The 12,323-nt window shown below is 59.0% G+C and carries 9 protein-coding genes; 1 reads left to right on the forward strand and 8 read right to left on the reverse strand.

Features of this window, described 5'->3' with window-relative positions:
• Positions 1–295: 295 nt before the first annotated feature.
• From J3P84_RS11835 to J3P84_RS11865, 7 genes are all read right to left on the reverse strand, one after another.
• Positions 296–2,002 carry an ATP-binding cassette domain-containing protein gene (locus J3P84_RS11835; protein ID WP_434630350.1) on the reverse strand — a complete coding sequence of 569 codons (1,707 nt, stop codon included), beginning with the start codon at positions 2,000–2,002 and terminating at the stop codon, positions 296–298.
• Positions 2,003–2,046: 44 nt separating this feature from the next.
• Positions 2,047–3,216 carry a YcaO-like family protein gene (locus tag J3P84_RS11840; protein ID WP_434630352.1) on the reverse strand — a complete coding sequence of 390 codons (1,170 nt, stop codon included), beginning with the start codon at positions 3,214–3,216 and terminating at the stop codon, positions 2,047–2,049.
• 554 nt (positions 3,217–3,770) lie between these two features.
• Positions 3,771–4,748, reverse strand: a complete 978-nt coding sequence (locus J3P84_RS11845) for an NAD(P)-dependent oxidoreductase (RefSeq protein ID WP_434630354.1) — start codon at positions 4,746–4,748, stop codon at positions 3,771–3,773.
• A 12-nt stretch (positions 4,749–4,760) separates the two neighbouring features.
• Positions 4,761–6,059, reverse strand: a complete 1,299-nt coding sequence (locus J3P84_RS11850; RefSeq protein WP_434630356.1) for an MFS transporter — start codon at positions 6,057–6,059, stop codon at positions 4,761–4,763.
• Positions 6,060–6,141: 82 nt separating this feature from the next.
• Positions 6,142–7,122: a sugar kinase gene (locus tag J3P84_RS11855; protein ID WP_434630358.1), complete on the reverse strand. Its 981-nt coding sequence runs from the start codon at positions 7,120–7,122 to the stop codon at positions 6,142–6,144.
• The gene (locus tag J3P84_RS11860) at positions 7,115–7,897 is read right to left on the reverse strand and encodes a sugar phosphate isomerase/epimerase family protein (protein WP_434630360.1); all 783 of its coding nucleotides are present in this window, start codon (positions 7,895–7,897) and stop codon (positions 7,115–7,117) included. The genes J3P84_RS11855 and J3P84_RS11860 overlap by 8 nt, the downstream gene beginning before the upstream one ends.
• 152 nt (positions 7,898–8,049) lie before the next feature.
• Entirely contained in the window at positions 8,050–9,075 is a 1,026-nt protein-coding gene (locus tag J3P84_RS11865; RefSeq protein WP_434630363.1) for a LacI family DNA-binding transcriptional regulator, read from the reverse strand.
• Between the two features lie 243 nt (positions 9,076–9,318).
• Here J3P84_RS11865 and J3P84_RS11870 point away from each other — a divergent pair, with 243 nt between their 5' ends.
• Complete coding sequence (locus tag J3P84_RS11870; protein WP_434630366.1) at positions 9,319–11,472, forward strand: WG repeat-containing protein; 2,154 nt, start codon at positions 9,319–9,321, stop codon at positions 11,470–11,472.
• A 150-nt stretch (positions 11,473–11,622) separates the two neighbouring features.
• On the opposite strand, the gene J3P84_RS11875 is transcribed toward J3P84_RS11870, so the two are convergent.
• Positions 11,623–11,976 (reverse strand): hypothetical protein, encoded by a 354-nt coding sequence (locus J3P84_RS11875; RefSeq protein ID WP_434630368.1) that lies wholly within the window; start codon positions 11,974–11,976, stop codon positions 11,623–11,625.
• Positions 11,977–12,323 lie beyond the last annotated feature (347 nt).

Raw genomic sequence — 12,323 nt, forward strand, 5'->3', positions numbered from 1 at the left:
CCGCGAAGGGCCGTCCCTGGCCCAGCGCGGCTATCCCGGCATCCATGCCGGGATGCCCACTGCGCAACGCCTGCGTTCGGCCAGCGTGGTTAACGGGGCGCCGAAATCAACGTCCACCGCGAGGCGGCCTTACGGCCGACCTGTCTCTCGGCTATGTTCCAATCCCAATGTGGGAGCGAGCTTGCTCGCGAAGACGGCCGACCATTCAGCCTCCATGTCGCCTGATCCACCGCTAATACGAGGGAGCCGAGCTTCTAGAGAAAGCTGGAGTTCAGGTCTATTTCCCGTATTTCGGCTAGGGTCCGGTCTTGATGTCATCAAGCAACAATTTGATTGCTGGCCTGTTGACCAGCTCCCGCCAGTGTCCGTCGTCAACGATTGCACCGTTGTGCAGGACAATCACCCGATCAAAGCGCAACAGATGATCAAGATCATGGGTGACACAGATCAGCCCGCGTTTTGAGAAAATATCAAACAGCAGGTCCCATAAGGCATTGGTCAGCCCGGGCTCGATTGATGCACTAGGCTCGTCGAACAAGTTGAATCGTCCAGGCTTGTTGATAAGACGCAGCAGCGACAGACGCTTGGCTTCACCTCCGGAAATATTCGATGCGTGCTCACCGATGGTCCGGTCAGAAACGATTGTTTGAAGCTGCAGTCGCCGTATTGCCCGGTCGAGGCGAGGCGATGATTTAGCGCCGAATAGAACGGAGCGTTCAAAGCGACCTTCCAAAAAACGCGGTTGTTGAGGGCAGTACCTCAACGCATTCAAATGAACGCGAGGGTTCAATAGGGAAATCGGGGTGCCATCGATACTGAGCTGACTTCGCGTTTCCAGGTCCAGACCGGCAAGAACTTCCAATAACGTAGACTTGCCTGCACCGCTCTGACCGATGATTGCCACTGATTGATTCTGAATGAAAGTCAGCGCTTGCGTAATCGACAGGCGTACGTCGTCGTTTTCGGTGAGTCCGCATGGCAGCAGAGTCAGTGTCGATGACTCCCGAAAAGAGACCTCCGATTTCCGATCGCAATGGTCAAAGTTTGGGAGCGAAAGCAGGCTCTGAAGTCGACGCTGATCGGCAAGAAACTGATCCGTTACTCGATAGCCCTCCGTCAACGCTGCGATATTCAATAAATAGCTGCCGGCGATTGAAAAGATGGCGACCAGTTGACCGACACTGATACTGGGCTGGATCGAAAGCTGATCAATAACCCCCCATCCCAGCAATCCACCCGTGGAGAGGCTAACGAACAGAATCTTGGCGGCACTCAGAAAACCACCCGAGGTTGCCGCGCCCACCGCAGCGTCGGCGTAGCCTTTAAAAGCCTCGTTTAGCGGTTGTATCGCGGTGGGCTCGGCATTTTCCAGCTTTATTGCTTTGCCGGCATTGAGGGTGTTGTACAAATGAGCGCTCAATTCATCTTCCTGCTCGTTGACGGCATCAATGTGTTTTCTGCGCCATCTGATAATCCTGTGGGTAGCAGCTAGATAGATGATTCCTAAACCGGTCATTCCCGCAAAAACTTCACTGCCACCCATGTAAAAAAACGCACCGCCAACAATCAGGAATTCCAGGCACAACGGCAGTCCCACGGTGACAAAAAATGTCAATAGTTGCTCGTGAGCGTTAATCCCACGCTCGACTGATTTTATGAAGTGGCCTATTCGCCATGAGTTGAATCGAGCAAACTCCTTTCGCATCAGGTTTGTCAGCCACTCAATAGACGCGGCCATGACAACCTGTTGAACCAGTTTTGATAGAAAATGGATTTGCAGTGGGCTGATAATCGCTTGGGCGCATCCGGCGGCGACAAGGCCCGCCGTTAGCATGAGTAATGTGTTCGCCGTTGCATCACTTTTGCCATATAACGTGTCGATGATGGTCCCTAGAAGCAGGGGCGGGGCGAGTGCTACTAACTTGAGGGTTATTATTGTTGCGATGGTCGTTAACAGAAGTGTCGTATGTTTTTTGCAGGCTGTTCTAATAAATGTTTGCATAGGGTGCGTACGACCATCTGCGGGTTGTTTAGAGGGTTCGAGGATCAGCAGTTGCGCAATATGTGTTGGGGCACTACAAGGCGCCCATTTCGAATGATGTTGAAGCGCTCTAATCCTGGGATGTAGGCTTGAGTGACGATGCTGTTGTTTGAGTAGCGCGCTACAGTTCTATGGAATATTTTCTTGCCAGAGCTTGATAGTAACTTATGTAAGGTTTCCATTTGTACTGAGACGGAGTCGGTGTTGTCATGTGACGGGCAATCAAGCTCAGGGAGCTTTAAGGTTTTAACCGGAGCCAAGTCAATCAGGTTTTTGAGCTTGTCTGAGCGTGACAGCATGCTGGAAGTTCTTCTATCCGATGATTCTTCAAAAACGTCGTACAGGTCGCTGGATTGGAATTGTTCTGTCACCGCTCTTTGAATGGCGATGCAAATGTCCAGCGAGCAGCCTGAGCCAATTGGCGAAAGGTGCTGGTCCCCTGGACCTGCTTTGGGAAATGCAACGGCAAAGTAAACGGATAATACGTCCTTCACGATAATAATCTGAAGCTCATCGGCAGACTCCATGGCGGATGCGTTGTTTAACAGCGCCTTGGCCAGCAAACCCTTCGACGGATTGTACAGTTGCATATCGGGGCCGATTCCGCATACCGCCATGAAGAAAAGGGATAACACATGTCGTTCGATTACTTCTTGAATACCATGCAGTAGCGCTTCGTTTTCTGTACAACCGAAAGCAATGCCTGAATTGGATGAGTAGCGAGACAGGAATTGTAGGGTAGGGCTAGCGTGATCGGAGATGTTTTGGGCCACCGCGGGGCATAGCAGAGCACTTGGAACGATCAGCTTTTCTTTTCTGTCCAGTGAGGTGAGGGTGAAACAGTCTATCGGCTCCTCGCTGCGGGGGAGTCCGATAAAGAACCCGTCGTGTAAAGTTGCCTCCTGAGTGACAATATCGTCGGTCTGGTGCCATGTTGATTCATTGGTTTGAAAGGTGCTGAAGTGCTCAATGCTTTCAGCCAGCGCGCCTATTAATGAGTCCGGCCCTTTGCCCGCGCCTGACTGAATGAAATTGTTGTCGCCATCAAAAATCTCCGCTGTTGCTACCAGTCTTGACGGAGTTGTATATCGTGCCTCGGCTCGGAAATCGAGCGCGTGAAGGGTGGACATGATGTTGAATAAGGCTTCGGGAGCTGTTAGTTCTCGTTCAGACATGGCAACCTCTGGTTTGCTGAGCGCCGAAAGGTATAAGCCTTTCGGCGCTGTTTAGGGCACTTTATCGATCAATGACTTCAGGTGGTCAGAGAGGCGAAAAAGTTTGCTTCAGTTGCCAGAAGTCCTTTGGAAAAGCCCATGGCTTGCGGAAGGCCGTCAAAGGTATTTATTTCAGAGCGTTTACTGCCCATATCGTTTTACTCCTCTGTTGATGACTCAGTGTCGCGTCGCGATCACCTGACTTGCACGGTTATGTGCAAGTGCATAATTAATAACAGTAGGCTTATGGATGGGCTAGGGTGCAACTTCCGATGCTTGCGTAGGTTTGGTCTTGGTAAGCAGTAGGACGCGCCTGTAAGAAACCGGTTTTCTGTTGAAACTGTTCTTTTTGCTTGTCCAATTCAATGGGTTGAGATGTTTACTCATTCTCAAAAGGAGAGGGTGCGAGATTAATTAGGTGATTTAGGCCTGAGCAACGCCAGTCAGTCATCAATATTCGGCATAGGTGGAACGGTGGCGAGGAAACGAGCGCCTCGCCACGTGGAAAAAACCGCTCAGCCTTTCCAAACCCCCGGATTCACCAGATTCATCGGCCGCTCACCCGCCAACGCCGCCAGCAGGTTGTCCACGGCGCAGCGCGCCATGGCCTCGCGTGTCTCGTGGGTCGCCGAGCCCATGTGCGGCGTCGCGACCACGTTGTCCATCTGCAACAGTGGCGAGTCCGGGCTCAAGGGCTCGTGTTCGAACACATCCAGCCCGGCGCCACGGATCTGCCCGCTGCGCAGGGCTTCGATCATCGCCGCTTCGTCCACGACCTTGCCCCGGGAAATATTGATGAAGATGCTTTCGGGCCGCATCCGTGCAAATGCCTGCGCATCGATAAGCCCTTGGGTCTCAGCTGTCAGGGGCAAGGTCAGGCAGATGAAATCGGCTTCGTGCAGCAGTGTATCGAGGTCGCAGTAGCGCGCATTAAAACGTTGTTCCACCGCAGGCTTGGGCGAGTGACTGTGATAGAGCACCGGCATGCCAAAGCCGAAGTGGCCGCGCTGGGCCAGGGCTTCGCCAATGCGGCCCATGCCGACGATGCCCAGGGTCTTGCCATGGACATCGCTGCCGAAATGCCGCGGGCCGATACTTTGCTGCCATTGGCCGGCCCGAACCAGATTGGCCAGTTCGACGACGCGTCGGGCCGTAGCCAGGATCAAGGCGAACCCGGTATCGGCGGTGGTTTCGGTCAGTACATCCGGCGTGTTGGTGAGCAGGATCCGGCGTTCGCTCAGGTAATCGATGTCGTAGTTGTCGACCCCGACCGAAACGCTGGCGATGGCCTCAAGGTCAGGCGCCAGGTCCAGCAGCGGCGCATCGAGCCTCAGGCTCGCGCCGAGCAAGCCATGCGCACTGGGCAGGGCCTCGCGCAATTGCGCAAGACCCTGGGCGTCGAGGCGTTCGATGAGGGTGACCTGGGCCTGCGCTTGCAGGCGCTCCATCAGTTGCGCTGACAGCGTTTTGTACAACACCACGTGTTTTTTCATGGGAAGTCTCATTCAGGAACGTGCTGGCGCCGGGTTTGGCGTCGCGGTTTTGGACACGACCCGGTCACTGGCGCCGGGCTTGAGGGCTAGGGTCAGCACCACCGACAGCAGCAACGCGCCACTCATCAGCAGGAAGGACATGCCGGTGGAGCCGGTGGAGCCATTGAGGTAGCCCACCAGGTACGAGCCGCCGAACGAGCCCAGCGCGCCCATGCTGTTGATCAGCGCCATGGCGCCGCCGGCGACGTTGGCCGGGAGGATTTCCGGAACGATGGCGAAAAACGGACCGTAGGGCGCGTACATGCACGCGCCGGCAAGCACCAGCAAGGCGTAGGACCACCAGAAATGTTCCGCCCCGAGCAAATAGGAGGCGTAGAAGGCGATGGAGGCGATCAGCAGCGGCGGCCAGACAAAACGCTTGCGCTTCTGCACCTTGTCCGACGCCCAGGAGACGATCAGCATGGCGATTACCGCCGCCAGATAAGGCAGCGATGACAGCCACCCGGCCTCGACCATGTTCATTTTCAGGCCGGCCTTGAGGATCGACGGCAACCACAGCACAAACCCGTAGACGCCGATGCTCCAGCAGAAAAACTGCAGGGCCAGGATGATCACCTTGGGCGAGCGGAAGGCCTCGGCATAGTTTTTCACTGCCTTGATGCCGACCTGTTCGGCCGCCAGCACGGTTTCCAGGTCTTGTTTTTCCTGGTCGCTGAGCCACTTGGCCTGGGCCGGGCGATCATCGGCCAGGCGCCACCAGACAAAGGCCCAGAGCACCGCCGGCAGCCCCTCGATGATGAACATCCAGCGCCAGTCGAATTGCTCCACCAGATAGCCTGAGACCACTGACATCCACAACATGGTCACCGGGTTGCCGAGGATCAGGAAAGTGTTGGCGCGCGAGCGTTCGGCCCGAGTGAACCAGTGACACAGATAGACCAGCATCGCCGGCATCACGGCGGCTTCCACCACGCCGAGCATGAAGCGGATCACGATCAGCCAGTACGCGTTGGACACCACCCCGGTGAGGGTCGCCAGCGAGCCCCAGAGGATCAGGCTGACGAAGATCAGCTTCTTGACGCTGTGCTTTTGCGCGTATATCGCTCCCGGCACCTGGAAGAAAAAATAGCCGAGGAAAAACAGTGCGCCGAGCAACGAGGACAGCCCAGGGGTGATCATCAGGTCCTCGGCCATGCCCGACGCGGCGGCGAAGCCATAGTTGGCGCGGTCGAGGTAGGCCAGGCTGTAGGTGATGAACACGATGGGCATGATGTACCACCAGCGGCGGGTGGCGAGGTTGAGCGTTTGCATGTTGTGACTCCTGAGCTTGTTGTTTTTGTTCAGCAGGTGCGTTTGTGGTGGCCTTTTCGCGAGCGGGCTCGCTCCCACAGGGTCAGCGGCGGCCCTTGTGGGAGCGAGCCTGCTCGCGATCGGCAGTTTCAAATTCGGCCAGTAATTCTTGGCGTGTCGGCAAGCCTTCCATATCCCCGCGGCTCTGCACCGCGCGGCTGCCGATCCAGTTGGCGCGCTGTACCGCCTCGCTGACGTCGCGGCCTTCGAGCAACGCGCTGATCAGGCCGACGGCAAAACCATCGCCGGCACCGACGGTGTCCACTACTCTGGACACCGGCACGCCGGCGACAAATCCCTGGCCCAGCTGGGTGCGGTAGTAGGCGCCGTCCGGGCCAAGCTTGATCACCACGACTTCGGCACCTTGGTCCAGGTAAAAGGCAGCAATGTCGGCCGGGTCGTCAAAACCGGTCAGCAACCGACCTTCGCCGAGGCCCGGCAAGACCCAGTGGGCGAGGGCGGCATGGCGGTTGATCTCGCTGATCATCAACGCTTCGCTGGCCCACAGGCTCGGGCGCAGGTTGGGGTCGAACGACAGGCTGCGGCCGGCCTCGCGCATGCGGCTCATCAATTCGAAGGACATTGCTCGGGCTGTGTCCGACAGCGCGGGGACGATGCCGGTAGCGTGCAGATGACGGGCGCGGAGCAGGGGCGGTGCGATGGAATCGATCGACAAGTGACTGGCCGCCGAGCCGCGACGGAAGTACTCGACCTGCGGATCGCTGCCGTCATCGGTGCGGGACTTGAACTGGAATCCGGTGGGGTGCGCCGGATCGACCGCCACGTGGCGGCAATCCAGGCCTTCTCTCTCCAGCGTCTGCACCACGAAGCGTCCCAGGGAGTCGGCGCCGACCCGGCTGAGCCAGGCCACCTGGAAACCCAGCCGCGCCAAGCCGATGGCGACATTGCTGTCGGCCCCGGCGATGCGTTTGTGAAACTGGTCGACGCTGGCCAGGTCGCCGCTCTGGTCGGCCACCAGCATCGCCATGGTTTCGCCGAACGACAATACATCGAACTCAGGCATGAGCACTCTCCCGACGCGATTGCCCGAGGCGGGACAGGGTGGCGACATGTTCAGCGGTCAGTTGCGCCAGGTCGTCGCCTTGCAGCGGATACTCGGCGGCGCGCATCACCCCGACGGGCATGTGCTTGAGCAATTGTTCCCACAGGTGCAGGTCTGCCAGCGCCGGGGGCACGGCGATCAGCTTGCCGTCGTCACGTCGGGCCACGGCCTTGCAGTGCACATACGCCACATGCCGTCCGAGTTGGCGCGCCGCCACGGTGGCCGATTGGTCCTGCCACTGCCAGTTGCCAATGTCGAAGGTCATGGCGACGGGCAACCCCTGTGCTTCAACTGCCGTGAAAAAACGCTGCAGGGGTTCGATCCGTCCGCCCTGCAGGGTCTGGTCGTTTTCCACCAGCAGTTGCAACGGGCTTGTCGCCAATATTGGCGCCAGGGCCGAGAGATCATGGGAATCGGTGAAGTGGCCGAGGGACACTTTCAGCCAGGACGAGCCGAACGCCTCGCAACGTTGCAAGGCGACCAGCAGAGCGGGATTGGGCCTGGGTTGGCCGGGCAGCCAGAGTTCGAGTGGCGATGAATAAATGCTTGCCAGCCCTTGAGCCCGGGCGCCAGCAGCCAGCTCGTCGGGCTGTTCGTGGGTGAACAGTTCCTCGCGCCATTCGATGCGCGAGGCACCGGCGGCGGCCAGCAGTTCGACGAAGCTGCCTTGGCCGCGTTGGCGCACGAGGTCGGCGCCGAAGCTGGATAGGCTGATGGAAACGTGTGGTCTGGTCATTGTTGTTGTACCTCTGAAACCGGTTTCAGTTCTGTTCAAAAAAAGGGTTTTGCTTCAGGGCCGCTTCGCGAGCAGGCTCGCTCCCACAGGGATCTCCAGTGCGACGCCGATCCAGTGTGGGAGCGAGCCTGCTCGCGAAGGGGCCAGCCCGATCACCGCAAGTTTCCCCGTGTCGACCCGCGCTCAATCAACCGCGCCGCAAAATCCAGGGTCTGCACCGGCCCGTTGTCACCGCGCAAGCGCTTGAGCAGGCATTCGAATGCACGGGCGCCGATTTCGGCGGTGGGTTGGGCGAGGGCGGTGATGCCGCTGCCCACCAACGGGTACCAGTCCAGGTCATCCAGGGCGATCAGGCCGATGTCGTTGAACAAATGGCAACCGAGGTCGCGCAGTACCTGAGTGGCGGCCAGCGCGGCGATGCCGTTGGCGCAGAACAGCGCCTTGGGGCCCCGGTCCGGCTGGGCGAGAAAGGTCTTGATGCGCGCAAGGAGTTGATCGCCGGTTTCCACCACGGCCCCGGCCAGGGCTGGACGCCGTTGGATGCCGGTCTTGAAACTCTCGACCCGTTCGATCCGCGAACTCGTGCCATCGAATGGCTCGGTCACCAGCAGCAGGTCGCGGTAGCCTCGCTGGTCAAGGTGATCGAGGGCCATCTCGACGGCCGCCGGATTGTCCAGCCCGACCAGGTCGGTGTCGAGCCGGTCGACCTTGCGATCTACCAGCACCATGGGCATTTCGCTGCGCAGCTCGAACAGCTCGTCGCGGTGATGACCCAGGGTGTTCACGATCAGCCCTTCGATGTTGTAGGCGCGCAACAGCGCCAGGTGCTGGCGTTCCTGCTCGTCATCGCGGTCGGTGTTGCACACCACCAGGCTGTAGCCGTGGCGACGGCAAGCGGTTTCCACGCCATGCATCACGGCAATCGAATAAGGGTTGCGGATATCGGCCACGAGCATGCCGATCAGGCGGGTGCGGCCGCGCTTGAGGCCGCGGGCCATCTGGTTGGGCCGGTAGCCCAGCTCGTCGATCGCCTGCTCGATGCGCCGGGCGATGGCTTCGGAAAGCAGGGCGCGGTCTTCGCCAATGAAGCGCGAGACACTGGCCTTGGAGACCCCGGCGCGCTCGGCGACATCAAGCATGGTCACGCGGCTGCGCTGGGCGGCGGAGAAAGAAGTCACGGATTTAAACCTGCTTATTGGATTTATTAGCGGTTCTGAAACCGGTTTCAGGAAACACCAGAAGCTCATCGGGCGTCAAGGGCGGCGCGTCACAGGAGCGACCAACGGTGCTTCGCAGCCGCGGGGCCGTGGCGACGCTTCAGGCAGGTCTTGTCAGAACCGGGCCAGGCAGGCGATTTGCAGCGCGCCAGGCCGTGTGTTTAGCTGCCTGACGTTCCCAGCCCCTTGACTGCCGAAGCCACCATGAACCTTACCCAGCCTCGTTTGAGATTGCTGTCGATATTGAGTGTGATCGTATTGGTGATAGGCGGTATGTCCTACGCCCTGTTTCGTCACAGCGGCGCGCCGCAAGACGAAGGTTTTGTCGCCGGGGAAATCAACGAAGGGGGCCTGGAAGACATCGGCACGCTGGCGTTGCCCGAGGTGGAAAAGCGCCTCAACTATTTGCTTCAGGACACCGGGCAAACCCTGCGGTCCCTGGAGTTGGTCAGTGATGCGCAACTGAGCTTGTCCATCGAAACGAGCGAGTCTGCCGGCGAGCAGTCGTTGCAATACGAGCCGCTGTTTGTCCCGTTCACCAGCGCGCAGCTGAAAGCTGAACTGGCGACGATCCAAGGCCTGCGTTTTGCCCAGAGGCTGTTTGCCGATGGCTCCGAAGCAAGGCTCGACACCAGCAGCCTCGATCCGCTCTGGAAGCGCGCCGGCACCCCGGACGAGCCCGTGGCCGAGCGGTACCTGCCGCAACGCCTGCGCTTTCGTGATGGCAGCGAAAAAGCCTTCGCCGAACTCAAGGCACCCCCCGAAATTGAGTCTGACGACATGATCGCGTCCCATGACGCCTTCCTGATCGATGTCAACAAGCCATTGGCGAGTATCGGCCTGACGGTTGCTTACCGCAGCTATCCGGCGTTCAGGAAAGTGCAACTGGACAAGGATCAGCCGAAAGTAACGCTGGACGACGGCCAATCCTTCCAGCTCACCGCCTTGGGCGACGCGAGCGCCTCCGTGCGCTTGAGCACGCCGAAGTCGTCGACTTTCGTCGTGCAGGGCCTGGATGGGACGGGCAAGGCGCTCTACAGCAACGGCAGCAGTTCGCGGACGTTTCCCTCCGAGAGCGATATCGCAGCGTTGCAGGATTATTACCAAGCGCTGCAGCAGACCAAGGATGATCTCAAGCAACTCAAGACCGGCCAGGCAGTGCAACAACAGCTGGAGCGCCTGACCGAAGCGCTTGTCGCCCAGGTGGGGCCGTTGAAAAACACCGAGGTCGAGTACCAGTTCGAGGCCACCCCGCAACGTATCGTCATTCATGTGCTCGAGCCGCTGGAAGACAACAGCGTTGAATTCGGCCAGGTCAACAACGTCCTTGCGCCACAGGCGCGTTACATCGCGCTTGACCGAGACACCGAGCGCTACGGCTTCATCGATGAGGCCGGCCAGTGGCTGACCAAGCCCCGTTGGGTACAGATACAGGACAGCCTGATGGCGGATGCCTACACGCTGTTTTCAGCCGCTAAGCCCAGCGACCCGGAGTCGGACGGGCAGGCGTTGCGCAGCCAGTTCGCCTATTTCCCCGCGGGCGGCAACAAGCTCGTCGATCTGCCATTCGAGTACATCGCCGAGGCATTGAGCGATGGCCTGCTGCTGGTGGAGCGAGAAACCAACGGCCCTTATGGGCTCTACGATGCCAGGAAGCATCGTTTCATCTTGCCGATGAAATTCGTCAACCCCACCGTGGCCGGCAAGGTGTTCATTGCCCGTCTCGGCAAGCGCACCGATCTCATGGAAGGCCTGTACGGCGCCTATACCCTGGAGGGTAAGGAAATCCTGCCAGCGCAGTTTTCCGGCATCGAGCACAGCGAGGGTTACCTCTACGCCAGTTCCGCCGATCGGACCCGGCAGGATGTCTACAACCTGGACGGCAAGCGGATCAACCCCGAGGGATACAACACGTCAGGTCGCTTCGTGGGGCAGCAACCGCTGCTCGTGCAGGAGGTTAAAAGCAAGAAGTTCGCGTTTATCAATCGCCAGGGCGCGCGATTGCCTATCAAGTTGCCCTATGACGAGGTGGAGCCGTTTTCCAACGGCATGGCGGTGGTCGGGCGCGATGGCAGCTACGGCGCCATCGACCTGGCCGGCAGGCTGAAGGTGCCGCTGGAGTATGACCGGCTCAACGCCTTCCAGACCCGCTACGCAGCCGCCACCCGGGCCGGTGGTGGTTCTGCCCTGGTGTTGATCAGCCAAGACAACAAACTGTTCAAGAAACTGGGCTCCTACACCAGCATGAAGGTGCCGGATAACGGCAATGAGGCCCGTTATTATGTAAGGGGACCGGGTGATAGCGATGAGTATCTGGTGTATGACGCGGATGGCAATCTGGTGAAAGACGGCGAATAAAGCCGCCCCCCTGTGGCGAGGGAGCTTGCTCCCGCTCGGCTGCGCAGCAGTCGCAAGTCGGCCGATGCGGGTTCCCTGGCAGATTTGTGATACCTGGTTTTGGGGTTGCTGCGCAACCCAGCGGGAGCAAGCTCCCTCGCCACGGGGAGCTCAGAGCTGGCTGAGGTAAGTACCGGTTCCCTTGAGAATGTTCTGCAACGTCAGTTCCACTTCCGCCAGATCCGTCACGTTTGCGTCGTAGGTTATCTCCAGCACGTCATCACCGTTGAGTGCATCGGCATCCGCCGCGGCGATTTCGATTTTCAACAAGGTTGGGCTGAGGGTGACCTTGACGCCTTCCAACGTCGAAGGCTCGCCGTCGAGGGTGATCTCCAGTTCGTCTTCGTCGGGATAGCGGGTCATCAGGAACATGTCGCCCTGGTTGCTGTGGCAGCACAGCATGGCCATGTTGTCCTCTTCTTCGTCGCACGGGTTGGCGATCAGCAGGGCGGTGGTCATTTGCATGGGGGAGGGCTCCTGGCTCGATGAGCCTTGCGGGGGCGAAAAAGGGAATTCTGCCAGTCCGGACGATTTTCTGCAGGATTACCACCTTCGGGTGCCGTTTGGGCTCCAGGCTGCTAGGGTTGTTCGATGCAGAGCGGTCATAAAGCTAGCCGATGACCGAATATGTCGCAGCGTTGCAAGCAGGCACATTGTCGCACTCGTTAAGCTGCGCAACGGATGTGCACCTGCAAAGGCCACCCGAGGGTGTTTTTTGCAGGTGTCCATGACATGGAATTACATGGAAAAGGATGTGACCTGCGGGTCTCGTCCAGCTTCACCCACCTGTCATCCTGTTTCCTCTGCCCGAG

It is taken from the genome of Pseudomonas sp. Z1-29 (assembly GCF_051131995.1).
In the GTDB taxonomy this organism is placed as follows: domain Bacteria; phylum Pseudomonadota; class Gammaproteobacteria; order Pseudomonadales; family Pseudomonadaceae; genus Aquipseudomonas.